The organism is Bradyrhizobium shewense, from assembly GCF_900094605.1.
Taxonomy (GTDB): Bacteria; Pseudomonadota; Alphaproteobacteria; order Rhizobiales; family Xanthobacteraceae; genus Bradyrhizobium; species Bradyrhizobium shewense.
In genome coordinates this window covers 382,135-408,413 of record NZ_FMAI01000002.1, presented here as the reverse complement: position 1 = coordinate 408,413, position 26,279 = coordinate 382,135, and the positions used below count along the sequence as shown (strand labels likewise).

Below are 26,279 nucleotides of genomic sequence, written 5' to 3'. Positions count from 1 at the left end.
CTGTGTCGCGAAATGAGGAACGCTGAATTGGATATCGAAGAGATACAGACGTTCGTCGAAGTCGCTGATACCGGGGGAATTTCATCCGCCGCGCTTCGGCTGGGCGTCGCCAAATCGATCGTCAGTCGTCGGCTCCTCCGGCTTGAAGAGGAACTTGGCGTCCAACTCCTTGCACGAACGACCCGCGGGGCTGCGCTCACGGAAGCCGGCGTTACCTTCCGCGACTATGCAGCCAGAGTCAGCGCCGAGATCGATGCAGCGAGGGAGGCGATCCTACCCGCTGGAGAGCTGCGCGGCCGCCTGCGAGTTGCGGTGCCGTTTTCCTTCGGCCCGACCCACTTCGCTCCCATCCTGGCGGAAATGGCCCGACGCCATCCCCAGCTCCAGATCCACACCTGCTACAGTGATCGCTTCGTCGATCTCGTCACGGAGGGTTACGATTGTGCGATACGGGTTGGTTATCTTCAGGACTCCAATTTGATCGCAAGGCGCGTCGGCGCCGTCTATGGAAAGCTTGTCGCGAGCCCGGACTACATCAAGGCCCATGGGGTGCCTGAATCGCCGGAGGAACTCCTCGCCCACGAGGCCCTCATGCAGAGTACCGAAGCGTGGCAGCTCATGGATGGCGACAAGATCGTCACGGTTCGTCCGCAGGGGCGCTTCAAGGCCGACAACGGCACAGCTCTGGTCTTGGCCGCAACGGCAGGACTCGGAATCGCCTATCTTCCCGACAGCCTCACCCGCGAATATGTCGCCTCCGGAGCGCTTGTGCCGGTCATGACACGATATCCCCCGCCTCCGGGCGGGTGCATATGTGATCCGCCCGCCGGGGCAGCATCCCGCACGGAAGATACGCGTGCTCACCGAATTGCTGATTGAGTATTGCGAGCCCGCTCCGCCCCCTGCGGCTGTCGCGGCACGATAGGGGTCTGGCAGCGCTATTTCAGCGGCAAGAACAAATCCGCGACCGTTTCATGCTCGGGCACTTCCGGGAAGAAGCTCAGCCGCTGGCAATAGATCGGGAAGTCGCGTGCCTCCTCGCCGCTGGCCGGAAGCCAATCGCGATAGAGATAGAGCGCGGCGGGCTCCAGATTGTCGGTGTAGCCGACGATTCGCAGCACGGCGCAGCGTCCGCCGGGGATCTCGCCGGCCTTGATCTCTTCGCCATTCGCCTCGATCGGCTGCTCGGTGCCGACACAAAGGTCCGTGCTATAGTCAGCCGACGACGCAGGACGCCGCTCGGAACGCCAGACATTGAAAGTCGGACTTGTCCGGGGATGCAGGCCGGCTTTCTTGCGCCAGGCGATGAAGCGCTGGATGGTGGCGCCAAGCGTCGCCGGGTCGCCCCGATGCTCCATGATCGCCACCCGCGTGGTGGGCACCTCGCGTATCGTCACATCGTCACTGCTAAACGTCTTCATGAGCGTGTTCCTCGCATTGTCTAGAGGCCCGAAGGCCGCAAGCCACGGCTCCCAGTCGGGAGACTTCCGGAACGACGACGGCGATTGCCCGAACCGTTGCCGAAAGGCGCGGGCGAAGGCGTCTGGCGTATCGTAACCGGCATCCATCGCAATATCAGTGACGCTTTGCGCTTTACCGTAGGCCAGCTGATGCGAAGCGCGCTTCATGCGGGCCAACTGGACATAGCGATGCACTGACAACCCGAAGGTCGCGGTGAATTGCCGGTGGAAATGAAATTTCGAGAACGCGGCAACTGCGCTTAACCCGTCCAGGTCCAGATCATCGTCGAGATGCCGGTCGATATGATCCAGCACCCGTCGCATCCGGTCCTGATAGTTTTGCAACGCCGCCTTCATCTTCGCTCCTTCCGTGGCGGCTCCATCTAGTCGCAGACGGACGTGACGCGCTCGACCGATCTTGCGGTTTTGGCACACCGTCGTCGCCCGGCTCGACCGGGCGACCCAGTACGCCGCGGCCTCTCGGTTCAGCCACGATCGTCTCTGGAATACTGGATCGCCCGATTGAATCGGGCGATGACAGCGAGTGTGTGGCGCAGCCTACCCGCCCGCCATCAGCGCCTTCGCCAGCGCCATATAAGCCGGCAGCGTCACGGGATCGTTGGCGGCGTTGCCCGCGACGGGGTGCGATGCGTAGCGCGCGATCACCATCTCGGCCTTGGGATCGACATAGATGCCCTGGCCGTAAACGCCGCGCGCCATGTAGGCGCCGTGGGCGTTGTGGCTGACCCACCATTGGTTGCGATAGGAGGCGCCGGGCAAGGTGGTGTAGCCGGCAGGCTTGAATTTTTCGGGATCGCCGCCGCGCGCGATGTCCTCGACCACGGATGAAGGCACGACCTGCCGGCCGTTGAAGCGGCCGTGATTGCGCATGGTCTCGCCGAAGCGGGCAAGATCGCGCAGTGTCGTGGAAAGCCCGCCACCGCCGCTTTCGGTGCCGATGCGGTCGACGTGATAATACGCATCTTCCTCCGCACCCATGGGAATCCAGATGCGCTCGGACAGAAGATCGGACAGCGTCATGCCGCTGGCGCGCCTGATGATCCAGGCTAGCACGTCGGTGTTGACGGTCTTGTACGCAAAGACCTTGCCGTGCTCGCCCTGCTTCTTCTGCGCCACGAGGAAATCGAAGATGGTGGTCGGGCCGTCGTAATCAGGCTCGATCGGCGCCATGCCGTTGGCGCGCCGCAAGCCCCACACGGCGGAATTCTTGTCGGTGTAGACTTCGGTGTATGCGAGCCCCGTGGTCATATCCATGACCTCGTGCACGCGCGCGTCGCCGAACGCGCTGGCCTTCAGCTCCGGCACGTAGTCCGTGACCTGCGCCTGCGGATCGATCCTGCCCTCGGCGACCAGGATGCCGGCGAGCACGCCGGTGAAGGACTTCGTCACCGACATCCCGATATGCGGCTTGTGCGGCTTCAACGCGCCGAAATAGCGCTCATAGATCAGCTTGCCCCGATGCAGCACCGCGATGCCGTCCGCATAGGTCTCCTCCAGCATCTTTGCGAAGGTCATGGGCCGGCCGTCCATCGTGGTCGATGCGACCGCGCCGATGTCGTGGTCCTCGCGCGGCAGCGGCGAGGCCGGCCCTGCCCCGCGCCAGACGTTCACGGTCGGCACCAACTGCCGGACATTGCTCCACGCCCAGCGCAGCTCGGGAAAGCTGCGGAACGAGCCGTTCTGGAAGGTGATGGTGCGATCCGGCGCCGGCGGAAAGCCCTTCATCCAGCCGACGGTCTCGGGGTCGGTCTCGGCGGCGGTTGCGGGCTGTTGGCTGGGGGCGATCGCAGTGGACATGCAGGCTTGCTCCGGAGAGGACGATGCGGATGTCGTATCACGGCCGAACGTGACGGACATCCGACGTTTGCGCCGGGTCCCTGCGCGCCGATCAGATCGGCGGCAGCGCCAGCCGGCTCACCACCGCGCTGTCGCACTCCCCAGCACGGTCCGTCCCTGCGTGAACGCGCAGGTCCCACCATTGCAGATCGGAACGCGCTCATCCGACAGATTGCGCGCATTCAGAGCCAAGCGCGTGCCGCGATAGTCGTAATGCACGCCCGCATCAAACGCCGTGACGGCGGGATTCCTGATCGTATTGACTTCGTCCGCCCAGGTCTGCCCTATCCATCGCGCACCCGCACCGACGCCAAAGCCTGCAAGCAGGCCATTCTGCCTGGTGTAATCGAGGAAGATCGCCGCCTGCTGCAACGGCACGCCGATCGGCACCTTGCCGAGATCAAGGCCATTGCTGCGCGTCACGGTGGCATCGGTATAGCTATAGGACGCGACACCTTTGAGACCCTCGGCCAGCGACAGCACGGCCTCGAGCTCGGCGCCGCGCGAACGAACCTGACCGGTCTGCACCGAAAAAGTCGGAAAGGCCGGATCGATGGTCAACACGTTGTCCTTGGTGAGGTTGAACCAGGTCGCGGTGAAGTAACTGTTCCAGCCTAGCGGCTGATACTTGATACCAGCTTCAAACGATTCACCCGTCGTTGGCGCGAATGGTGTGCCGCCGCGCTGGGGTGCCGTCGTGCCGGTCAGCGGCAGAAACGATGTCGCATAGTTCACATAGGGGGCAAGCCCCGACTCGAACAGATACAACAATCCGGCGCGGCCGGTGAACTTGCTCGGCTCGCTGTTGCTCGTCACACCCGTCAGGTCGTTGCGGTTCGAGAGCTCGGCAAAATCCTGCCGGCCGCCGATGGTCAGCCGCCAGCCACCCCACGCCATCTGGTCTTGTGCGTAAAGCCCGACCTGGCCGAGCGTTTGGCTGTTGGTGCTCATGAGCCCCAGGGGCATCGTCGGCGCCGAACTGCCGTAAACCGGATTGGTCAGATCGAGCGACGGCGCCAGGCCGGCATAATAGTCCAGCGTCGTGCCTTGCCGGAAATAATCAACACCCGCGAGGACCGTATGCTTGATCGGACCGGTGGCCAGCTTGGCCTCGATCTGGTTGTCGACGTTGAACGTGTTCAGCCGCTCCCGGAAGATCGCCGCGTAGCGGTTGAGCGTGCGGCCATCCGGCGACAGACTGAGCGCATCGACCATGTTGCCCTCGAACGACACATGTCCGAGCCGGACATGCTGCCGGAACGCCAATGCCTCGTTGAAGCGATGCTCGAGCCTGTAACCGACCGAGGCCTGCCACTGCGTGAGCGCGTCGAATGCGGGGTCGCCGAGACGAATATTGGTGACCACGCCCGTCACCGGGTTGCGCAGGTAATACGGCCACATCGACGTCTTGCTGCGCTCGTACTCGGCCAGCACGGTCAGCGTCGTATCCTCGCTCAGCTTGGCGGTCACGCTCGGGGCGAAAAACACGCGGTCGTCCCACGTCCCGGGAATCTGCGTGCCGCTGTCGCGCACCAGCCCGGTGAAGCGATAGAGCAGCTTGTCGTTATCAAGGCTCGGTCCGCTGAAGTCGAAACGTCCCTGATAGCGATCGAAATTGCCGATATCGAGGCCAACCTCGTTGAGCCGCTTGTCGAGCGGCATCTTGCTCACATAGTTCACCATGCCGCCGGCTTCATTGGCGCCGTACAGCACCGACGACGGACCGCGCATCACCTCGATGCGCTCGGCGCCATAGGGCTCGTTGCGGAAATAGGCGAACGAGCCGTTGCCCTGTCGCAAGCCGTCCCGATAGTTGCCGTACTGGTTAGCCGCAAATCCCCGGATCAGAAACTGATCATAACGCGGGTCGAAGCCGTATGGCTGCGTCTGCACACCGGCGGTGTAGGCCAACGCCTCGCCGACGGTTCGCGCTCCGGTGTCGCGGATCTGGTCCTGCGTCACGACCGAGACGGACTGCGGCGTCTCGATCAGCGGCGTATTCGTCTTGGTGCCGGTGGCGCTGCGCGTTGCGACGAAGCCCTGGACCGGACCGATCGCACTCTGAAGAGTCGTGGCCGACACCGGAGCTGCTGCAGCAATCTGCGCCTCCCTGCGCGGATTCGGGCGCCGCACCGATCGTCGCATCTCGCTTGCGGCACCGGGCCGCGCGGACTGCGCGCGGCGGGCTTGCTGCGGCTTTGGAGCATCGACCGTCACTGGTGGTAGCTGAGATTGAGCGTAACTCTTGCCGTCAAGTCCTGCATCCAACACGAACAAACTGCAGGTCGCGAGAAAACCATGCCTCACGGCATTCAAACTCAGCATTCCAATCCCCGGTGAGCAAAAACTCAGACGCGGACTTATGGGCACACGGAGACGAGGAAGCGAAATTGAATGGGTCTAAAGAATGTCGTCTCGTCGCGACTGTGGCATTGTTGCGACTCCGATCCTGTACGCGCGGCTGCGACAATCTGCACATCGCGCCTCTGATGGACGGCGCTGCGAGCGCTGCGTCAAACCGTCCAGCAGCGATGTTGAACAAACACCGGCTTCAGGCGTCTACCGTCCCACCCTGTCAACTCAGGCGCAGAACGGAAGGATCCCATGAAGGTTCGCAAGTTTGCCGTGGCGGATGCGTCGTTCGAACGCTCGCCCGGGCAGGACGGAGACATCTTTGCAGGCAACGTGATCGACCAGCGCCACGGCGGCCCGATCACCATCGGATTCGGCCGCTACGCGCCGAACCAGAACCTCGATGAAAAGCTCGCCGTGGACGACGTCATGCTCGTGCTGGAGGGCAAGCTGTCGGTGTCGAGTGCAGCCGGCACCGTCACCGCCGGCCCCGGCGAGATCATCTACATGCCCAAGGGCGAGAAGGTTACCATCCGCTCGCACGAGCAAGGCGCCGTCACGGCCTATGTCACCTACCCACATTGGCAGGAGGCGCATGAGTGAGGCGCTTCGGGTTCGGCACAGCTCTCAAGCCCTCTTGCCGCTCCGCTTGGTCAGCGGTGCATTGCGCCGCTCCCGCTTGCCGCGCGCGATCTCCGTCGCCAGCGCGTCCAGCTTCGGCTCCCAGAAAGTCCTGAACCGACCGACCCACGCATCCACCGCCTGAAGTCCGACCACGTCGACCGAGTAGAGGCGTCTTTGCGCTTCCGCCCGAACAATCGCAAAGCCGCTCTCGCGCAGCACCTTCAGATGTTGCGACACGGCGGCTTGCGTGATGCCGAATTCGGCGCCGATCGCCTCCACGACCTCCCCGGAGGCCATCTCTCCCGGAGCGAGCAATTCGAGGATGCGTCGGCGCACGGGATCGGCGAGAACTTCGAAGACGTGCATCAGCTTCCTGTGCCGGGGTGCGCTATGTCAGGCGGCATCTCGCCGCGATAGAAGGCAATGGTCCGGTCCGAGCGCTGCTTCGCCGAGGCCGCATCCACCCCGCTCGCGACATGCGCTGCGCGCCAATACTCACCGCTCCCGGTCATGAATTCCTTGCCCTCGGGCGAGCCCATCCACGCCTCGGCCGTCTCGTGGTCGACCGATGCCCCTGTCGCAACGTATCGCTCGAGCCCGGCAATGGCGAGGTCCCAACCGATGCCGACCGCACCCGGACCGAACTGATTCCAATGATCCTCGATGATCGCGCTGTGCTCAAGCGTCAAGCGCGCCTGGCTCCGTTCTGCCGCCAGCGTGACGTCGATCCAGCTCACCGCGCCTGCAAATTCCCACGTCGCCGCAAAATGAGTTGGCGGCGCGCAGGCCGTGATGGTGCCGCCCGCGTTGCCCTTGAGCTGATACCTTCCGCCGAGCTGGAGATCTCCCTCCACCGGCAGAAACCAGCGCGGGATGCGTTCCCTGCTCGTCACCGCATCCCAGAGGTCGTCGACGCTGGTGTCGTAGAGCCGCGTCAAGGTGACCGCACTGGCGGCCTTCCCGTCCTTCTCGAAATTGCGCACCGAACGCGTGACAAGTCCCAACACCCTGGCAACGTCGATCTCCATCGCGGTCCTCCTTCTGGTTTCGGAGAGGAATATCGGCAGAGGCTTATATAAGTCAATACTTATATTGTAGATGCGACCCTCGCCGTGGCACGATGGGTTCCGCTGCACACTTTGAGCGCGCGAGCGCGCGCCGAACTTCGCGCGCTTCATCCTCGACCTCGCGGACTTCAACCGGGGTTGCTGCGCCCGCCGCCGGCAGACCGCCCTTGCGCTGGCGTTACCTCAGTACCGATGCTACGAGGCTGCACGCACAGGATGAATCACGGATGACTTCTCAAGGAAGTCCATTCTCAACGGAATCCAGGAATGAATGTAACTGTCTCGATTGTCGTCGTGGCCGCCGAGCTTCTCGTCAGCGCGCTAAGTGCCTTCATCTCAATTGCCGCGCTTGGCTTTGCAGGAGAGGCCACCCGATCCAAGGACCTGACGGCCTTCGGCTGGATCCTCGGGGCTCTCTACATCATCGTCGCCCTGACGCCCCTCGTCGCAACCGCATGGGTGGCCTACAGGCGGTTCGTTTCAGACAAGGCATTTCCGGTGCTCGAAATCGTCTCGTCGCCGTATCTGGTCCCGGTGGTGCTGTTGGTCGGTGCAGCGATCTTCTGCGTCGGGCTGCTGGCGCTTCAAAACGGCGCGGGGTTGGCGCCGCGATAATTTCGCGAGGGTGATGGGTTTCGCTGCGCTCTACCCATCCTACGGGCTCCGCATCATACCAATTCTCGGCAATGTTCTCATTGCTTGAAACAATGCTCGCGGTGCCACTTTAGAAAATGCGGATGAGGCCGATCCGACGGCCTTCTTGGCTCAAGTGCACGACCGGACTTGTTGATGATCGATCGGACTCCTTCCAGGTCGTTTGTCTGGCGCGAGATCAGTATTTCCAGATCATCGGCCAAGCTGATCAAACCACGGTCGAACATCCAATGTGCGGTACCGGACAGAGCGATCCCATTGCTCACGATGTCGGGCCCATGTGCCTCGACTGGCCGTATGTGAGCAGCCGCGACTTCCGCACGCCCCATTCCGTTAATGAGCTTCAGCCCCGTAATGGCGCAACGCTCATCATAGGCGCGGAGCACGATGCGGCGAAAAACGCGATCGCGCAAAATTCTCGACACTGTCAGGCTAACACGGTCACGCTGCTGCTCGAAGTGGAACGGTACCTGCTCCTCATTAAGATCGAGTGGCCGAACGTCATCATCGCGCCGCGGCAGCAGCGGCGCATTCTCGGCCAAACCAAGTTCGCATATTCTGTTGAAATCGTCGGGAGCGATCGGCCGGACTGCCGACTGGGCACGCCCTGAAATTCGTCCCTGCTCATTCAGGACGCCGCGCTCCACGGGACCAGTCGGTCCGTTGAAGGGCACCGGATTGGCAAAATCGAGATAACTTCCGGGCTCAATCAGAGCGAGATACATCCCTGAAGCACCGGAGTCGGGAATGATCTGTTGAACCCGAGCGATTGCAAAATAACCGCGTGTCTCGGCGACTTTGCTCGGCTCGTAGTAGATTATCCAATCACCGACGCAGGCTTCAACGCGGCGAAGATACTGACTGGGAAATTGATATTGTTCAGCAGGGCTGTCATCGTAGATCGAGTCCGATCGGTGGATGAATATCCCAAATCCCATGATTTAACCGGTGCCGCCTCTGCGAGGCGTTAGAGATCGAATGGGCAACTCCCCCTACTCCCACTCAATTGTTTAGGAAGATGCCTCCGCGTTGATTTCCAAGCACAAATCCTTAGAGCTGACGGTCTAATTCCGACGGTATACCCGCCCCATTTTTTTGGCCTTGAATTCACAGGAAAATTTCTGTGGCTCTGAGGAATGGTGCTTTCACCAAGTATCGGAATCAATCGAGGCACTAGACGGACTCTAGCTCGGAATGGCCTCCTCCTGAGCTTTCCGCGAGTTTCAGCAAATACCGTCACCGCTCTGCAGGGCAGACCCTTAAGGTCGCGTTTGCGCCGACAGCGGTAACAACTGGGCTCTCCACCCTTTGGAGTGGGTGTCGAGCGGAATGCAGGGCTGCGCGGACGGCCGCGCTTAACGGCTCGGCCCAGCCGGCAAATAGAACTTCCGTCGTCGGCAGCGAATGGAACTTTGTTCCCCCTTAAAGGCTCGTCACAGCGGAACCGGGAACTCTGCGCTGTGGGTTGGGCGGACTGGGGGCTGCGGCCCATGAGGAAGGCGCCATTGCGGCAAAGGCGTCGTGTCAAGCTGTCCGCAAATTGGGGCGAGGGAAAAAGCTTTGAAGCTACCGCCCGAACCGGAGCGAGAAAGCCTCTTGGTGAAGGTGCGGCAAGCCGAAACTGCGTAGCACACGCACGCCGCTCTCGCTCAGACGACAAAGAAGTCCGCCTAGCGGTCTTTCCCATCCTTCTGGACCCAGTTGGCGCGACGACGCGCAGCAACTTCATTCCTTGGATGACGCCAGAACTCGTCGATAGTCACCCTAGGCACCGAAGTGTGACTGGCATCGAAGTCGCAGCCGCCTTCGGTGCCGGTTGAGGCAATTCCTCAGCGACCCTTTCTCGATTGATCCGGGGCAACGATCCCTCTCGAGACCATGGGTATCCTTCTACGAATAGCTCATCAGGGATGGACGGACTTGGCATAGTTCACGAGTCAGATCATGGAGCTAACCAAATAGTTCAAGAAGCGCGATGCTAGAGACCAACTGACAATTTGGCACAACTAAAAGGAAGGATCGAACAATGAAAAGACTGGCGCTTGTTATTTCCCTCGTGCTTGGCGCGACATCTCCATTTGCCTCCGCCCATGCAGGCACGGGAACGGCAACGACTTTGATGACCAAAGAGCTACCCGACTTTCCAGGGAAGGAAGGTATGGTCGAACTTGTCGACTTCGCCCCCGGCGAGGTCTCGCAACCGCACCGGCATAATGCGGATCTCTTCGTCTACGTTTTGGAGGGGAGCATTGTCACGCAGGTCGGAGGTGAAGCCTCCAAGACCGTCAATGCCGGCGAGGTCTTTTATGAAGGGCCCACGGACGTACACGTTGTGAGCCGCAACGCCAGCGCGACAAAGCCTGCGAAACTCATTGTCTTCTATCTGAAAGATAGAGGCGTGCCGCCGACCGTACTTGTCGGCCATCAAGATAAATAGCGCCGTTTGACGGACTGGAAGGACCGAGCGTGCGGAGTCCTAACGACTTCATCTGAGGGATTGTGAGGTATCGAATGAACCATACAGGGCACTGCCTTTGCGGCGCCGTTGAGCTGCGGACCACGGGAGCACCTGAGGCCATGGGATACTGTCATTGCACCACCTGCCGTACCTGGGCCAGCGGGCCGGTCGTTGCCTTCACTATCTGGAAGGCGGAGGCCGTCACGATCACAGCTGGTGAGGAGCATGTCCAAACTTTTGAGAAAACCGAACGCAGCAAGCGTAAGTTTTGCAGACTGTGCGGGAGCCAATTGATGATTGCTATTCCGACGTTGGATCGGGTAAACGTATTCGCAACGACGCTTCCGACGCTCGTGTTCAAGCCATCGCTGCACGTAAATTACGCTGAGACGGTTCTGCCCATGCGAGACGGCTTGCCGAAATTGAAGGATTTTCCGGGCGAAGTGGGGGGATCGGGCGATTCTTTGCCCGAATAGGGCTGGCGCGTACATGTGACCAGGGGCACCATGAGAGCCCAGCTGTCAGCGACTTCAGCCGCGATGACCAAGCGCACACCGGGCGCATCAGAAGGCGTAGGTTCAAAGATCGAACTCGGACATCAACGGTGACAGAAGGCTCGCCACGCTGCTGAACAACCCATCTCCCATCGCAGCGACCTTCAACGCTTGCGTACTTCGTCCTGAGTGAAACACCCCTCAGCGTACTTTTAGGCTGTAGAGATGAAGCGGCTTTCGGCAGCCTCTGAGAAGATGTTCTCCTTCAGTTGTGAAGGCGTTGGCGACGTCGACGCTGCCTTCCGCAATCAGCGATTGAATGAAATCTCCGGTGACCAGTACTGTCGCGTTGAGTGTTCGGCAGTAAGCTTCCACACGACTTGCGATGTTTACGGTATCGCCAACCACTGTGAACTCAAGCCGCTTATCGGTGCCGATGTCGCCCTGCACAACCTCCCCCCAGTGAATGCCGACGGCAATGCGAATGAGCTTGCCTGGGTCGTTGGGATGTCGGGCATTCCATTGGGCGAGGCAATCACGGATTCGCATGGCACAAAGCGCCGCGTTTGTTGCGTCCCGGTCACTGGCAAGTGGTAGGCCGAACACGGCCATGAGACCGTCCCCAAGGAACTTGTCTATCGAACCACCGTGCGCAAATACGGCTTCGCCGAGCATTGCCAGCAACTCGCGCAAAAATCCGATCACTTCGTCAGGTGTCTTTTCAGACGTGAAGGCGGTGAATCCAACAACATCGGCGAACAAGACCGCTGCTTTCTCGCGACGAGCTGCGGAAAAGGGCACATCGATCTGAACGAGCCGTTTCACGATTTCCGGCGAGAAAAAACGCGCCAAGTTCCTACGCTCTCGTTTGACCTCAGCAAGACTCGCATTTGCTGACCGATTTTTCAGCACCAGCGCGGTCGTTATTGCGATTGTCGCGAAGCTGACAATAGACCTCAAGGGAGCCGCGCCGACAAAGGTGATTCCGTGCGTTAGAAGATAGCTGAGGGCGGTTAGCGCGACGCATGAAATTCCACTGAAAATGATGCCCGTGCACTCAAGATCGTGCGCGCCAATCAGAATTGCGGCCACGTACAGGGAGGCCACAGTAAAGTGAAGAGATGAAAGCGTATCGACAAGGAAGATGCATATCGCCAGGACAATTGCGAGGAAGGGGTGTGAGCGCGCTTGGTGGAACATGTTAGTCGCTTTGACACCTGATGCCGCGAGATTATGAGGACCTTCCCGCAAAGGATCGGGATGATGATGGCCCATCGCATCAGCCGTTAGGAGCGACGCTTCGAACAAGCCCACAGCAACCGTCGCAGTCCGACGCCTGCCTCAACCTTGATCGCCAACGATACGTATTCGCGACTTGCATCCAAGGGCCATGAAATTGCTTTGCGACTGGTCCAACAGTCTGTCCTTGACGGCCCCGTTCTGTGAGAAGCCAGACAACTCCGAGCCGCTCCGGCACATCGGGACATCTGCTCAGCGAGATCGTACCTTTAAGCCTCAGTTCGCTGAGACAAGTTTTAGCCCAATCACGCCTCCCACAATGAAGACGATGCAAAGCACGCGCGCGAGCGAGGCTGAATCGCCCAGCAATACCATACCGAAAATAGCGGTACCTGCCGCGCCGATACCGGTCCAGACGGCGTAGCCCGTTCCCACGGGAAGCGTGCGGAGCGCGAGGGATAGAAGAAGGACGCTCGACAAGCCAGCGGCGGCGGCAAACAGCGACGGCGTTAGCCGCGTGAAACCCACTGACCACTTCATGCTCAAGGCAAATCCGATTTCAAGAAGACCGGCGGAGACCAGGATGGTCCATGTCATATGCGTTAGATCCATTTGTTATTTGCCGAGCTTCGACCGCATTCGCGGAAACGCGAGATCAACCAGTTGCTGGTCAAGGTCACTTTCTCCGAGGGGTGCTCCAGCTTCAGACCTTCAGTGTCTCGCCTCTTCGCCACTTCAAAAAGGACCATGACGGAGGTCTATAGATGGGCCATGATTTTGCACCGGCCGGTTCTCAAGCTTGAGTTACATCGAATCCAAGATGCGCCGTCCGAGATTCTCGGCCGTGCGCTGCGAATCGATATTTGTGAAGTTCAAGAGAAGGCCGGATACCCCGTATCGGCCCCTGGTCCAGTCGGTGAGGGCTTCCGCGTACAAGCCCCCTGCCCGCATGCTTGCGACAAGCCGGCGGTCTGAACGGTCGCCTCGCAGACGCAAGATGAGGTGCATACCGCCCGGTTGTCGGTCTATTCGCACGTGCTTTCCCAGCACGCTTTCCAAACCTGCGGCAGTCGCCTCGCGGCGCACGGCGTAGAGCTTCCGCATACGCTGGATATGGCGCGCAAAATGGCCCCCTGAAAGGAATGCAGCAACGATGGTTTGAGTAAGTCCAGGACTGCCCGCGGAAAGACTTTCGATGACTTGCGTAAACCTCTCGACTTGCACCAACGGCACCACGAGATAGGCCAGCCTTATGCCCGGAAAGAGCACCTTGCTAAACGTGCCGGCATAAAGAACTCGCCCATCCCGATCGAGGCTCTTCAGCGCAGGAAGCGGGCGGCTGACATACCGATATTCACCATCGTAGTCGTCTTCAACGATCCATGCCTTGCTTCGCGCGGCCCAGTCCAACAATGCTAGGCGCCGAGGCAACGACAACGACATGCAAAGCGGGCTCTGGTGTGCAGGCGTGACGACCGCCGCGCGAGCGCGGGGCGCCAGTTTGGTTGCATCGGAAACAATTATGCCCTCCTCATCGACCGGAACCGACACGCCTTCGATATTCATGTACTTGAGTATTTTGCGCGTGGGCGGATATCCCGGATCTTCAAGCCAGACGCCATCACCCGCCTTCAGCAAGGCATAACCGATCAATTCCACGCTTTGGCGGTACCCTGAGGTAAGGAACACCTGGGAGGGAGAACAGCTAATCCGGCGTGCAATCTGCAGATACTTGACGATTTCCATGCGCAGCGAAGCCAAGCCGCACACAGGAGGATGGATCATGTCAGATGGCTGCATGGCCCGCACACTGCGCGCGCCGAGACGCGCCCAGATCTTTCGCGGAAAGGCATCTAGGGCAGGCAAACCCATTTGGAACGGCAGGATCGATTCTGGGCGAAAGCTGACGGCGTCCACGCGGGGAGCCGGTAGCGCTGCTGATCTGGCAATGGGCCCTTGCGGGTCAAGGACCGGGCTGACAATAGTGCCTGCCTGTCTGCGCGCCTCGATATACCCCTCGGCGGCCAACAGAGAATAGGCCGCTTCGATCGTCCCCCTGGCCAGCCCCAACTCGTTAGCCAGCGCCCGTGCCGAGGGAATGCGGTCTCCTGGTTTCAGCACACCATTGGTTATAGCGTCCCGAATGCGATCGTAAATCTGTTGGTAAAGCGGCGCGGCGGCAGCTGGATCAAGAGGCTGAATTTGCAACTTCGCCGCGGGCATCACCCGATCCGATCTGTGAGCGACCAAACGCCCTCGGTGTGTTCCATTAAAGCTATGAGCCGCCAGCCCGCCGCGGGCGCACGAAGAGTAATCAAATTGCGCAACTCGCGCGCACAAGTACCCGGCTTCGCTCCTGCTAATGGGGCTGCATACGCTGCAGCCCGCGCTGATAGGTCGGCGCCAATAGGCGTGGCATACAGCCGGGATGCGCATTCTCGTATGGCAGCTGAAACTTCGAAGAAGCCATCATCCATGGATCAGTGTATCCGGTGGACATATCTACGATTCCTATCAACGAACCGCGGTGCAAGCCTATCTCGACCCTCTGAAGCGCAACCGTCGCTAATGCTCGGCCACATTAGCGATCCGTATCTTCATATTGCTTGACTAACCGCACCGGCTCGTTTCGAAGTCAGTTCGCTGTCGCTTTCGCCTTGCGAACCACAACGCTGTCGCCTTTCCGAGTAATCTCGACCGCATCCGATTGTCGCGGTGTTGAGAGAACCACGCGCTGGCCAGGTGCGAGTACAGAAATGACACGAATCGGCGTTCCCGCCACGCCCTGCGCAAGAGTGGCAACGACGCGAAACCCATCGCGCTCGACAGTGTAGTAAGCGATCCCAGATATGCCTCCAAGATCGATGCTCGTGCCTCCGAGTGGACGAAGGCCTTCTGCATTGGCAGCCGTCATCGACGCGATACCGAACGCAACAGAGAATATGTTGTTGCGGATTGACATACCGACTTCTCCTTTCATGTCTGAGACGTTTTGCCGCTATAGAGGACGGCCACGCTCCCGATCACGGAAAGACGTCGCCGCTGCAATGCGGCCGTACCGGCAAATGGCGAAAGTACTCTTCCAGCGCCTGATCTGTCTTGATCCTCGCCTCAACGACAGCGTCCCGGCCGAAGGCAGTACCCTCGATGGAGAAGACGGTCAGATCATTCAGTCCGATAACGCCCAGGATGGCTCTTAGATACGGAGTAAGAAAATCCGGCTGACGCGCGCGCTCACCGGAGTATCTCCCGCCCGAAGACACGGCGACAAAGACTGGGCGGTCGCGTAACCTGCCCACATAGCCCTCCTTGGTCGAATCGAACGTTCGGCGGACGCGAACGACGTGATCAATCCACGCCTTTAGTGCAGACGGCACCGTGAAGTTATGCATAGGGGTCCCGATGACAACGTAGTCGGAGCGCTCCAGCTCCTGAATAAGTTCTTCGGATCGGGACATGGAGCCCATTGGGAATGCTTCCCCGAATGACGGCTCGGTTGCACCAAGCGCGGATGCGTAGCTCGCATCTATATGCGCGAGCGCTCCGCCACCGATTACTCGATTTGTGAGCACCGCAGATGGCTCTTTCGCGCGCAACAATTCGATAATCTTACGAGATATCCTGTAACTCTCGGAGAACTGCCCACGAGGACTACAACAAACATGCAGGATTTTCATCATCCACCTACTCTCGTTTCCTTCTCATGCCGGCCATCATCTCTGCAGCGCCGCCTTAATGGCGAAGGCTCTGGCCTTACGAAGCTGACGGAAGCGCGTCCCGTCCAACCCTCGCAGTCGACAAGCAACGCTGAACCTGATTGACTGCGGCTCCTCGACGCGACTGCCGTGCCTGGCATGGACTCTTGCCTCTGAGCTGGAGACGAATCTATTGCACCATGGTGTCGTCGATACCTTGTGATCAATCGGTACGCCGTCCTGCCCGCGACCGCCAAGACAGCGGTCAATCATGCCTTTGTGTCGAGGCTTTCATCGCTGAGCCTTCCGCTCACCACGAGGCACCTTTCATTATAGCGGCCTGCCGACAATCGATTCCGCCCACGATGTTCGGGCGCTTTTGTCACGAGCGAACGCTCGTTGCGGAAGTCTGAATGAGACCGCGGCACATCTAAGTCCACAGATGCAATCCCCGCGACACCTTGGTGCAATGGTTTCATTTTCAGATCTACGCAACCAGATGTGTGCAGCTGAGATGCTGTATCCGACACACAACGTTTCGCCCCTCATCGGAATGTACAACCCCTCTCAACGGGAGCACTCGATGGTTCATGGTGAATTTGACTACGTTATAGTGCGTGCCGGTTCTGCCGGATGCGTATTGTGACCTGTTCCCCAATTCGCCCCGTTTATAAGTAGACTCCGTTCTGGGTTTGGCCCCGTTGGGGAGGGTTGCAAACTCGGTTGGTGTGAGCCCCTTGAGACACGCTTATCTGTCACCTCCATCTAAGGGCCGAGTGTCGATGCGATCTAAGAGTTCGGATGTCGGCTCGGCATTTGAGCTCCCGTTTGTTCATAACGCTTGGTCGCCGTTGTCTGCCTGTCCGCGAGCATAGGACGATCATTGAAGAAGGAGCCGTCGGTTGTTCCGACGGCTCCAGTTTTCCCTGGCAGCGGGAGGAGGTGCCAGGACTTGGTCGATGCCCTACTCGTCGCGCCGGCCGACGGCCGATGCCGCATTCGCGACTTTGAGCGAGGCCGCGGGCGGCGTGCGGAATGCGATCGACAGGCGATTGAACACATTCATCAAGCTGACCGCATAGGTTAGGTCTGCGAGCTCCGTCCCGTTGAACTCGGCGACAGCAGATTCATAGTCAGCGGCAGGAACGTTGGTCTCGGCTACGCGAGTTACGGTCTCCGCCCAGGCGAGTGCAGCGCGTTCGCGGACGCTGAATAGCGCGCCCGCATCTCGCCAGACCGGTACAAGCACGAGCTTTTCGACCGCGACTCCGAACTTGAGCAGATCGCGTGAATGCATATCAATGCAATACGCGCAACCGTTTATCTGCGATGCCCGCAAATAGACGAGATAGATCAATTCTTTCGCGAGACTGCTCTCCTGAAGGAGCGCGTAAACCTCTGCGAACGCCTTGTAACCCGCCGGCGACGCCTTGATGTAGTCAATACGGCCGTTCATGGAAGATCCTTTCCTGTTGGTGAGGGCTCTTAGAGACAACGATCGGTATGCGCCGCCGATTGCTTCATTTCTGACCTGGCTTGGCAGCAACGACGTCGACAAGTCGCGACTTGGCTTCGATCGGAAACGTCAGGGTCGATGTGGCGCCTTCCAATCCAAATTCATGGCTGATCGTGCCGCCCAGTTCCTTTGCTAGAGCAGCTACGATTTTCAGCCCTTGGCCGATCCCGTATGGGCTCTGGGCTGAGCCGTTGTCTTTAACGCAACATTCAACCAGCAAGCCCGAGGTACGCAGGGTGACCTCAATGGTCCCGCCGCGATTTCCGAAGGCGTGACGTGCGCTGTTTGTGATCAGTTCCGAAAGGATGAGACCAAGCTTCCAACACCGCTCTGAACGCAACTTGAATGGTCGCAAGATGAGTATCAGCTCAATTCCTTGAGGATCAAGCCGAGCGCACGAGAGCGAATTACAGAGCGCGGCAGCGTATTCAGATGCGTCAATTTCGGTGCAATGTACCGGCATCTGTAACGCCCGATGCGCCACCGCATAGCAATGTAACGTATTGCTCACCTTGGCGAGGGCAGACTTAACTTCGTGAGATGTAGAGCGGCGCGCGATCGATACAGCGAGTCCAATCACTGACGTGAGCTCATTTTTAACACGATGGGAAAGCTCTTGGATGAGCAAATGGTCGACCGATGTTGGCTCGAGGCGCGAATCGACGACGTTCTGTGCGTTGCTGCTGGAGTGGTTCGTTTGCATGTGTTCGGCCTCCATCCCTTTAGTCCTGTGTGAAACGAATGTTCAGACGTCCTCTCGGATTAAATCCGCAGCCTTTTCGGCAATCATGATTGTGGGAGCGTTGGTGTTGCCGCCGACGATGGTTGGCATCACGGACGCGTCAACCACGCGCAACGCGTCAACGCCGCGTACACGCAGCCGGGCGTCCACCACCGCCATCGGATCGTCATCCGGGCCCATCTTGCAGGTGCCAACCGGGTGATACTGCGTATCGGCTCGACTGCGAATATCGCTCTCAAGACCGGCAACATCGTCGGCTCGCGTCGGGTACAGCATTTCCCCGCGGAGTTGATGGAATGGGCGGGATTCGATAATTCCTTGCTGGATCTGGGCTCCCTTGACCAGCAGCCTTAGATCGCGCTCGTCGGAAAGGAAGTTGGGATCGATCCGGGGCGGATCGCGCGGGTCGTTGCTGGTAAGTCCTACGACACCTCGACTATGGGGTCGCAAGACATCAACGTGGCAGGATATGCCATGGCCAAGGTGGAGCTTGCGTGCGTGATCGTCGACGATTGCAATGACAAAGATCAATTGCAAATCGGGGGCCGGGACTTCTGGCGATGATCGAATGAACGCGCCCGCCGTGCCATAGGTCGTTGTCACTAAGCCGGTACGGCTGCAATTCCACTCAAGGATTGCACGCAGCATTCTCCCTGCGCCTCTGAACGAAATGCCAACCGTCCCGACGTTGTCCAGCACGCGCCACGACTGGATGTAATCGATATGATCTTGTAAATTCGCACCAACACCGGGTAGGTCGTTCAGGATCGGAATGCCAAGCTGCGTCAGCGCCTCGCCAGGTCCTATTCCGGAGAGTTGCAGAAGTTGCGGCGAACCAAAGGCGCCGCCGGAAAGTATCACTTCTCGCCGGGCGTGCGCCTCCTTCACCTCCCCGCCCTGGTAATATGACACGCCGTACGCTCGACGATCCCTCATCAGTATCTTGGCAGAGATGGCGTGTGTCAAAACTGCGAGGTTCTTGCGCGACGGGTTCGGAGCGAGGTAGGCCTTCGCCGTGCTGCACCGCTCGCCATCCTTATGGGTGACCTGATACGCGAAGGCACCTTCTTGCTCCGCTCCATTGTAATCGGGATTTGACCGGATTTGCCGCAGCGCCGCGGCCTCAAGGAACAGCTTGGTGAGCGGGCTCTCGTATCGCTGATAGGTAACGTTCAGAGGTCCGCCCTGACCGTGGTAATCATCCTTGAACTCTTCATTGTGTTCAGCCCGCTTGAACAGCGGCAACACGTCGTCATAGGACCAGCCAGGATTGCCGAGCGCGGCCCAGTGGTCGTAATCCCATTTGTTTCCGCGCACATAGAACATCGCATTGATCGAACTTGAGCCTCCAAGCACCTTGCCACGCGGTTGATATCCACGGCGGCCGTTCAGGCCAGGCTGCGGTACAGTCTGGAACGCGTAGTTGTTGAGCTTTGTCGGTACCATTGCGACGAAGGCAGCGGGGGCCTGTATCAGAACGCTCGTGTCTCGGCCGCCAGCTTCGAGCAGACAGACCGAGACGCTCGGATCCTCCGTGAGGCGCGAGGCGAGCACGCATCCCGCAGAACCTGCCCCGACGATGACGTAGTCGAATTCACGTTTGTCCATGACGCACTCCGGCAGAGAGCTTTACTTCGGCGCCGATTGCGAAAAACAAGGAAGCGACGTTTCATCGGCTGACGTTCGATCTAACGGGTATCGGCAATGAATCCATTGCACGAAGGTGTCGCCAGCCGTCTGACGTTTAAGTCGACAAGTCGCGCGATCGTCAGTCGTCGGCCCATGCACGAGCCTTCGCCGATGCCAGTAAATGCCGAAGATCGCGGACAAAATCGATTGTCGATCGAGCAGGCCAGGGAGTAGGCTTCTGGTCAAAGCCGGAGCGGCGATCCTTGAACCGACACCAAGGTATCATCGACCCCGCGTGGCTCCCCGGCGCATTATTCTTTCACGGTGACCGTCAGGAACGAGCCCCATGGAGAACGACCTCAGTCCTGTACTCGATGCGCTTCCAGGATTGGTTTGGACGGCGTTACCTGACGGAAATGTAGATCACGTCAGCCGTCGCTGGTGTGAGTACACCGGTCTTGATGCTGGCCAGCTAGTGGGGGCCGGTTGGCGGCGTGCCGTCCATCCGGAAGATCTACCCGGTCTGCTAGAGCGCTGGCGGTCGATTCTGATAGCCGGCGCGGAAAGCGCAATGGAAGCGCGCCTGCGTCGCCGCGATGGAGAATACCACTGGTTCACTATCCGAGTTCGACCATTAGTCGACGGGCCCCAAAAAATCGTCAAATGGATTGGACTGAATATTGATATCGAGGACCGAGGGAGGCTTGGTCGGGCGAGCGAGAGCCTTTATCGCTCCATTTCCGACACCATTCCTGCGATGGTATTCTTCATGACGCCGACGGGGGAACTCGAGAGCGTCAATCAGCATGTCCTCGACTATGTCGGGACGACGCTCGAGGATCTAAAGGGCTGGAGGACAGGAAGTCTGGTTCACCCCGACGATCTCCCTTCGGTAAGAGTGGCTTGGGACCGATCGATAGCCACGGGGGAGCCGTACGATGTCGAGCAGCGTATGCGACGCGCTGACGGCGTTTATCGATGGTTTCACGTGCGTGGGATGCCCCGCAGAGACGCGCGCGGACAAATCGTACGATGGTACATGATCGAGAGCGATATCGATGACCGGAGACGTGCTGAGTCGCTACTCTTGTGCGAAAAGCAACTGCTGGAAATGGCGGCCGCCGGCAGTTCAATGTCGGACATTCTCGTGGCACTGTGCCGCCTCGTTGAGACTACGAGCGAGGGCTGCTATTGCAGCGTGGTGCTGGTCGACCCAACCGGCACGCGGCTTGAACACGGCGCCGCGCCTAGCCTTCCGGCCACCTTCATCAACTCAATCATTGGCCGCCCGGTGAATGTCGATTCAGGCCCCTGCGCGATGGCCGCGCATCTGAACGAGCAGGTGATCGCCGCCGATCTCATGCTGGAAACACGATGGGCGGCCCATGCCTGGTGCCCAATGGCGATGGCGCATGGGCTCCAAGCGTGCTGGTCAACACCGATCACGTCGACGATGGGCAAGGTCGTCGGCGCGTTCGCGATCTACTACGACAAGCCTCGCACGCCCACCCGAGAACAACAGGATCTCATCGCTCAATTTTCGCACGTCGCCAGCATAGCTATCGAACGCGCCCTGAGCGACACCGCGTTGAAGCAAAGTGAAGCGCGCAAGGCCGCGATCTTGGACGCGGCGCTGGATTGCATCATCACGATGGATCACGAAGGGCGCGTAATCGAGTTCAACCCGGCTGCGGAACGCACCTTCGGCTATCCCCGTGGCGAGATTGTCGGTAGGGAGTTGGCGGACGCCATCATCCCCCCGGCTCTGCGGAAGAAGCATCGGCAAGGCATGGCTCGATATCTGCGAACGGGTGAAACACGATTGATCGGCAAACGGGTTGAGATGACGGCCGTACGTGCGGACGGCAGCGAATTCCCCGTCGAGCTCGCGATCTCTCGTATTCCTCTGGAAGGACCACCATCGTTTACTTGCTACCTGCGCGACATAACGGAACGCAGGCGGTCGGAGGAGGCATTGCAACGAAGTGGAGCGTTTCTCACCGAAGCCCAGCACCTAAGCAAGACCGGCAGCTTCTCATGGTGCGTCGCGACCGGAGAGATCATTTGGTCAGAGCAGGTCTATCGCATTTTCGAGTTTGACCAAGCGATCCCGGTGACGCTTGAGCTCATCGGATCGCGAGTTCACCCCGACGACATCTCGCTGATGAAGGACATGATCGCCCGGGTGAGCGCGGAGGCAGAGGATTTCGAGTACGAGCACCGGCTGCTTATGCCCGATCAATCGGTCAAATATCTTCATCTGGTCGCGCATGCGACCCGGAACCGTAGAGGTCAGCTCGAATACATCGGCGCCGTACAGGACGTCACCAAGCGCCGGGTCTCGGAAGAGGCACTTGAGGATGTCAGATCAGAGCTTGCCCGGGTATCGAGAATCGCGAGCCTTGGAGCGTTGACGGCCTCGATCGCCCATGAAGTCAACCAGCCCTTGTCGGGCATTCTCACCAATGCCAGCACCTGTCTGCGGATGCTGGCCGCGGATCCACCCAATGTTGACGGAGCACGCGAGACCGCGCGGCGCACCATACGGGACGGGAACCGTGCTTCCGACGTGATCGTTCGACTACGGGCGCTCTTCGGCAAACGCCGGTTTTCGATGGAGCGAGTTCACCTCAATGAAGCGACGCAAGAGGTCATCGCGCTGCTGCTGAACGAGCTCAAGAGGGATCGGATCAATATCGAGATGGATTTTGACGATGACCTTCCGACCGTCATGGGCGATCGCGTCCAGCTTCAGCAGGTTATCCTGAACCTGGTTCGCAATGCGTCGGATGCGATGGGCGGTATCGACAATCGCCCCAAGCGGCTCATCGTCAAAACCGAACGCGATACGGATGAGAGCGTGCGCCTTACCGTGAAAGACGAAGGAGTTGGCTTCGCCCCGCATGACCTGCACAGGATCTTTGATGCTTTCTTCACGACAAAGGAAGCCGGCATGGGGATCGGCTTGTGGGTCAGCCGGTCCATTATCGAAAATCATCATGGTCGGCTGTGGGCGCAACCAAATGATACCCATGGCGCTTCTGTTTCCTTTTCCATCCCACTTGGGCTTGCGAGTGCAGAGAACCACGATCTAAGCGTTAATTGGGGCCCTGCCACGCGGGACCAAGTGATGAGGAGCCTTTAATGACGAGCCGTTTGCTCGTTTCGATTGTCGATGACGACGAATCGGTACGTGAATCGCTACCAGACCTGCTGAGGGAATTCGGTTTCGCTGCTGAAGCGTTTTCGTCAGCCGAGGAGTTTCTTGCTTCCGACCATATCGATCTCACGAGCTGCTTGATTTTGGACATGGCCATGCCGGGAATGTCAGGACCGGACCTACAGCGAGAACTCCGGTTACGCCGGCAAGACGTTCCGATCGTCTTCATTACTGGTCACGGTGACGAGACGGTCCGGCCACGCGCAATGGCAGAAGGCGCGGTGGAATGTCTGCTCAAGCCGTTCAGTGACGCCTCGCTGCGCGATGCCATCGATCTTGCGCTTCGTGTGGGCAGAATGCCGCGTAGTACCATCGAATGCGGGAAGGTACGGTAAATTAACAGAGCGCTTGTCCTGGATGTCATTCATGTCGCACACCCTGCCGATCGTGTTTGTTGTCGACGACGATATTTCAGTGCGCGAGTCATTGGAATTGATGATCAGTTCGGCCGGTTGGCGACCGGAGACCTTCTCATCAGCTCAGGGGTTCCTTTCTCATCCACGAGTGCAGGCTCCCAGCTGTCTTATCCTTGATGTGAATTTGCCCGATCTGAATGGTCTCGAACTTCAAGTTCGCCTGGCAGGTGATCGCACGGACATGCCAATCATTTTTATTACCGGATACGGGGACGTGCCGACGTCCGTGCGGGCAATGAAAGCGGGTGCGGTCGAATTCTTGACCAAGCCATTCTCCGACGATGCTCTGCTCGAGGCCATTCGCAACGCCATTGAGCATAGCCGCGCCTTACTTGATCGGGAAGTTGAAATTCAGGTCATCGCCGACCGATACCGGATGCTCAGTCGGCGCGAACGAGAGGTCATGTCGTTGGTGACGACTGGCCGGCTGAATAAGCAGGTTGCCTTCGATCTTGGTATCAGCGAAATTACGGTGAAGGCGCATCGAGGTCGGGTCATGAGGAAGATGCAGGCTTGCTCCCTTGTTGATCTAGCAACGATGGCCGCCAAGCTCCGTCTTAGTCAGGACAGGTCTACTTAGTACGGATCTGTGCTTTTCAACAGCGACGAGACCCTTCTTCAAAGTTCTTCGGTTGCCTCTGGGTCTGTGGCCGCTTCCCAAAAGGCGAGAGCCGACGGCCGTTTGTGACCCGACCCCCCGTGGCCGGCGGTACGTGACCTTGCCTAGTCAGCGGCTACGAGAGCACTTTTCTCCATCGTGCGCTCGGCTTCACCCACAAGAATCGCCTGAGGCGTATCTGCTCGCAGGTGGACCAGTCCCGTTCCGATGGACACGTTGCGTCGCCGTCCTCAATGGGACAGGCGTGGGAAGCGCGGGACGGACGTCAGCGCCACGGGCCTGCGAAATTCCTTACCCAGCGTAGTATGATCGGCTAGAGCGGCTTTGAACTCGCCTGTCCTGCAGACATTTCGCTAGCGGACGCGGAAGCCCGGATAGCGGAAACCAACTCGGCGGTCGTCAGGATCTCGTGAGCAAAGGTCGGACCGTCGATGTCCAGCATAGCATGCAGGGCTTCATGTGAGCGCGCTGCCGTCCCATCACGTACCAACGTAACGTGGAAGCCGAGTTCCATTCCAATGCGGGCCGTCGCTTCGACGCAGGTGTTCGCCAACAAGCCCGTGCAGATGATCTTCTCCTTGCCGTATCGCTTGAGCTGGTGTTCTAGATCCGTGTTGGGAAAGCCGCTCGACGCCCAGTGCTCGGTTGCAACTATATCGCCCACCTCGACCTGGAAGTCTTTGTGAAACGTCCCGCCCCAACTATTCTTCGCAAAGGCTTGCCGTTCCGCCGCGCCGAGCTGATAGGGCGAGGGATACTTCCAATCCACGTAGTCTCCGGGTTCCCAGCGATGATGTGGAACGTGATAGATCGCGATACCTGCCTCACGGGCGGCTCGAACGATCGTGCGAAGGTTTTCCAGCAGGTTGGCCTTCTCGGCGCCTTCCTTAACCCACGGCCAGAGCTTTCCGCCGACGCTCAGGAAGTCGTTGTAGAAGTCGATGCACAGCAGCGCGGTGATCGCGGGTTCGTAAGTAGCCATCGATTTGCTTCCTTGTCTGCACTCAGCGCCAGTATTCGGCCCAGGCTTGCTACCGCCTTCGGATATGCAATCGATTCACGCCGGGCACGACGATCCGTCACTTCGGGGCGGAAGGCCAATCATCGGCGGTCTCAAGAGCAACTGACGACATCTGCGCCTGAACCTCGTGGACGTGCGCAGCCGGTGCGCGATTGATCAGAAGGCTGAGCAATTCCGGGCGACTATAGTGACCACGCGAATCCATCAGGCGCTTGCGCTTGTCGATCAATGAAAAGTCGAGGTCGGCAATCACCGCCGCCTCATCGCAGCGCAACGGCTGTCCCAGGAATTGTCCCTGTGGCGTGACGATTGCCGTGAAGCAACCGCCGGAAATCGGAGCGATCGGGCAACCGGTGTCTTGCATGACCCGGGCTTGCTGATCTGCGTCGAGCCAGGCGCACGCATTGACGACGAAGCAAGCAGACTCAAGTGCGTGCTGCCTGATGTTGATTTCGGTCTGTTCGGCGAAAAGGTCGCCGCCGAATGAGCCTGGATACATCGCTGCATGAATCTGCTCGCCGTCCGCCATCAGCGCATATCGAGCCAATGGATTGTAGTGCTCCCAGCATGCCAGCTGCCCCACTCGTCCCACCGCGCTGTCGACGGCCCTGAGTCCCGAAGCGTCGCCCTGCCCCCAGATCATACGTTCATGATGGGTCGGCGATATCTTGCGACGACGCTGGATAAGGGTGCCATCCGCATCAAAAAGCAGCTGAGTGTTGTATAGCGTTCCACCATCGCGTTCGTTGATGCCGATGGACACCACGATATTGGCTTGCCGGCAAGCCTCACCGATCGCTACGGTCGTGGGTGACGGCACCGTCACAGACTGCTCGAACAGAACGAGGTTCTGACCGATTGCTTCAAATGGACGCTGTACGAACGAGAAATAAGGATAGTAGGGCAGAATGGTTTCAGGAAAGGTCGCGAACTGCACGCCCTCTCGACCGAGCTTGACGATCTTCTGGACAATCTTCGCCGTCGTGTCTTCACGACTGTAGAGAACCGGGCTGATCTGTACAGCTGCTGCTTTGATGATGGTCATGGCTATATCCTCTAAGTGACCGACGTTTATGTGTAGCTAGGAGGATCCGCCGCTTGGCTCAATTGCACCATGGTGTCGCCGGCCATTCTGCGCGGGCACCTCGCGCATGAGCGCCGAGGCAACGAGGCGGCGGCGCGCCCCATCGAAGAGGGCCCAGTGAAACCAAGAAAG

Annotated in this window: 23 protein-coding genes and 1 pseudogene; 8 read left to right on the top strand and 16 right to left on the bottom strand. The window is 59.3% G+C overall.

From position 1 onward, the window contains the following. Positions 1-27 precede the first annotated feature (27 nt). A pseudogene (locus GA0061098_RS06095) lies at positions 28-925 on the top strand (LysR family transcriptional regulator). 13 nt (positions 926-938) lie between these two features. Here the strand turns inward: GA0061098_RS06095 and GA0061098_RS06090 are convergent. From GA0061098_RS06090 to GA0061098_RS06080, 3 genes are all read right to left on the bottom strand, one after another. Next, positions 939-1,817: an AraC family transcriptional regulator gene (locus tag GA0061098_RS06090; RefSeq protein WP_091954740.1), complete on the bottom strand. Its 879-nt coding sequence runs from the start codon at positions 1,815-1,817 to the stop codon at positions 939-941. Positions 1,818-2,018: 201 nt separating this feature from the next. Beyond that, positions 2,019-3,278, bottom strand: coding sequence for a serine hydrolase domain-containing protein (locus tag GA0061098_RS06085; protein ID WP_091954737.1), 1,260 nt, complete (start codon positions 3,276-3,278; stop codon positions 2,019-2,021). A gap of 117 nt (positions 3,279-3,395) precedes the next feature. Next, a complete protein-coding gene (locus tag GA0061098_RS06080) occupies positions 3,396-5,399 on the bottom strand; it encodes a TonB-dependent siderophore receptor (RefSeq protein ID WP_165637178.1) in 2,004 nt (667 codons plus the stop codon). 522 nt (positions 5,400-5,921) lie between these two features. Between GA0061098_RS06080 and GA0061098_RS06075 the strand changes: the two genes are divergently transcribed. Continuing rightward, complete coding sequence (locus GA0061098_RS06075) at positions 5,922-6,272, top strand: AraC family ligand binding domain-containing protein (RefSeq protein WP_091954731.1); 351 nt, start codon at positions 5,922-5,924, stop codon at positions 6,270-6,272. A 24-nt stretch (positions 6,273-6,296) separates the two neighbouring features. Here the strand turns inward: GA0061098_RS06075 and GA0061098_RS06070 are convergent, their stop codons facing one another. After that, entirely contained in the window at positions 6,297-6,659 is a 363-nt protein-coding gene (locus tag GA0061098_RS06070) for an ArsR/SmtB family transcription factor (RefSeq protein WP_091954728.1), read from the bottom strand. Further along, a complete protein-coding gene (locus GA0061098_RS06065; RefSeq protein WP_018317656.1) occupies positions 6,659-7,321 on the bottom strand; it encodes an SRPBCC family protein in 663 nt (220 codons plus the stop codon). The genes GA0061098_RS06070 and GA0061098_RS06065 overlap by 1 nt, the downstream gene beginning before the upstream one ends. Before the next feature lie 333 nt (positions 7,322-7,654). On the opposite strand from GA0061098_RS06065, the gene GA0061098_RS06060 reads away from it, so the two are divergent. After that, the gene (locus tag GA0061098_RS06060; protein ID WP_245323172.1) at positions 7,655-7,975 is read left to right on the top strand and encodes a hypothetical protein; all 321 of its coding nucleotides are present in this window, start codon (positions 7,655-7,657) and stop codon (positions 7,973-7,975) included. A gap of 77 nt (positions 7,976-8,052) precedes the next feature. Here GA0061098_RS06060 and GA0061098_RS06055 read toward each other — a convergent pair whose 3' ends face one another. Next, the gene (locus GA0061098_RS06055) at positions 8,053-8,952 is read right to left on the bottom strand and encodes an HNH endonuclease (protein ID WP_091954722.1); all 900 of its coding nucleotides are present in this window, start codon (positions 8,950-8,952) and stop codon (positions 8,053-8,055) included. A gap of 1,088 nt (positions 8,953-10,040) precedes the next feature. On the opposite strand from GA0061098_RS06055, the gene GA0061098_RS06050 reads away from it, so the two are divergent. Continuing rightward, positions 10,041-10,451, top strand: a complete 411-nt coding sequence (locus tag GA0061098_RS06050; RefSeq protein WP_091954719.1) for a cupin domain-containing protein — start codon at positions 10,041-10,043, stop codon at positions 10,449-10,451. Between the two features lie 74 nt (positions 10,452-10,525). Beyond that, positions 10,526-10,948, top strand: a complete 423-nt coding sequence (locus GA0061098_RS06045; RefSeq protein WP_091954717.1) for a GFA family protein — start codon at positions 10,526-10,528, stop codon at positions 10,946-10,948. A 219-nt stretch (positions 10,949-11,167) separates the two neighbouring features. Here the strand turns inward: GA0061098_RS06045 and GA0061098_RS06040 are convergent, their stop codons facing one another. From GA0061098_RS06040 to GA0061098_RS06005, 8 genes are all read right to left on the bottom strand, one after another. After that, positions 11,168-12,241: an adenylate/guanylate cyclase domain-containing protein gene (locus GA0061098_RS06040; protein WP_129590818.1), complete on the bottom strand. Its 1,074-nt coding sequence runs from the start codon at positions 12,239-12,241 to the stop codon at positions 11,168-11,170. Between the two features lie 240 nt (positions 12,242-12,481). After that, the gene (locus GA0061098_RS06035) at positions 12,482-12,802 is read right to left on the bottom strand and encodes an SMR family transporter (RefSeq protein ID WP_091955311.1); all 321 of its coding nucleotides are present in this window, start codon (positions 12,800-12,802) and stop codon (positions 12,482-12,484) included. Between the two features lie 207 nt (positions 12,803-13,009). Next, the gene (pdxR, locus tag GA0061098_RS06030) at positions 13,010-14,428 is read right to left on the bottom strand and encodes a MocR-like pyridoxine biosynthesis transcription factor PdxR (RefSeq protein WP_091954711.1); all 1,419 of its coding nucleotides are present in this window, start codon (positions 14,426-14,428) and stop codon (positions 13,010-13,012) included. Positions 14,429-14,840: 412 nt separating this feature from the next. After that, complete coding sequence (locus GA0061098_RS06025) at positions 14,841-15,167, bottom strand: hypothetical protein (RefSeq protein WP_091955308.1); 327 nt, start codon at positions 15,165-15,167, stop codon at positions 14,841-14,843. A gap of 61 nt (positions 15,168-15,228) precedes the next feature. Continuing rightward, positions 15,229-15,885 (bottom strand): FMN-dependent NADH-azoreductase, encoded by a 657-nt coding sequence (locus GA0061098_RS06020; protein WP_208610627.1) that lies wholly within the window; start codon positions 15,883-15,885, stop codon positions 15,229-15,231. Positions 15,886-16,864: 979 nt separating this feature from the next. After that, positions 16,865-17,356: a carboxymuconolactone decarboxylase family protein gene (locus GA0061098_RS06015; protein WP_016840321.1), complete on the bottom strand. Its 492-nt coding sequence runs from the start codon at positions 17,354-17,356 to the stop codon at positions 16,865-16,867. 64 nt (positions 17,357-17,420) lie between these two features. Further along, on the bottom strand, positions 17,421-18,134 hold the full coding sequence (locus tag GA0061098_RS06010) for a sensor histidine kinase (protein ID WP_091954708.1): 714 nt from the start codon (positions 18,132-18,134) through the stop codon (positions 17,421-17,423). Positions 18,135-18,161: 27 nt separating this feature from the next. Then, the gene (locus tag GA0061098_RS06005; protein ID WP_091954705.1) at positions 18,162-19,766 is read right to left on the bottom strand and encodes a GMC family oxidoreductase; all 1,605 of its coding nucleotides are present in this window, start codon (positions 19,764-19,766) and stop codon (positions 18,162-18,164) included. Between the two features lie 367 nt (positions 19,767-20,133). Between GA0061098_RS06005 and GA0061098_RS06000 the strand changes: the two genes are divergently transcribed. The 3 genes from GA0061098_RS06000 to GA0061098_RS05990 are packed head-to-tail and all read left to right on the top strand — an operon-like array spanning position 20,134 to position 24,003. Further along, entirely contained in the window at positions 20,134-22,932 is a 2,799-nt protein-coding gene (locus GA0061098_RS06000) for a PAS domain S-box protein (RefSeq protein ID WP_091954702.1), read from the top strand. Then, a complete protein-coding gene (locus GA0061098_RS05995; RefSeq protein ID WP_076832908.1) occupies positions 22,932-23,342 on the top strand; it encodes a response regulator in 411 nt (136 codons plus the stop codon). Before GA0061098_RS06000 ends, GA0061098_RS05995 begins: the two co-directional genes overlap by 1 nt. A 31-nt stretch (positions 23,343-23,373) precedes the next feature. Beyond that, entirely contained in the window at positions 23,374-24,003 is a 630-nt protein-coding gene (locus tag GA0061098_RS05990) for a response regulator transcription factor (protein WP_091955299.1), read from the top strand. A gap of 352 nt (positions 24,004-24,355) precedes the next feature. Here the strand turns inward: GA0061098_RS05990 and GA0061098_RS05985 are convergent, their stop codons facing one another. After that, positions 24,356-25,024, bottom strand: coding sequence for a cysteine hydrolase family protein (locus tag GA0061098_RS05985; RefSeq protein ID WP_091954699.1), 669 nt, complete (start codon positions 25,022-25,024; stop codon positions 24,356-24,358). A 97-nt stretch (positions 25,025-25,121) separates the two neighbouring features. Beyond that, positions 25,122-26,108 carry a nitrilase-related carbon-nitrogen hydrolase gene (locus GA0061098_RS05980; RefSeq protein ID WP_091954697.1) on the bottom strand — a complete coding sequence of 329 codons (987 nt, stop codon included), beginning with the start codon at positions 26,106-26,108 and terminating at the stop codon, positions 25,122-25,124. Positions 26,109-26,279 lie beyond the last annotated feature (171 nt).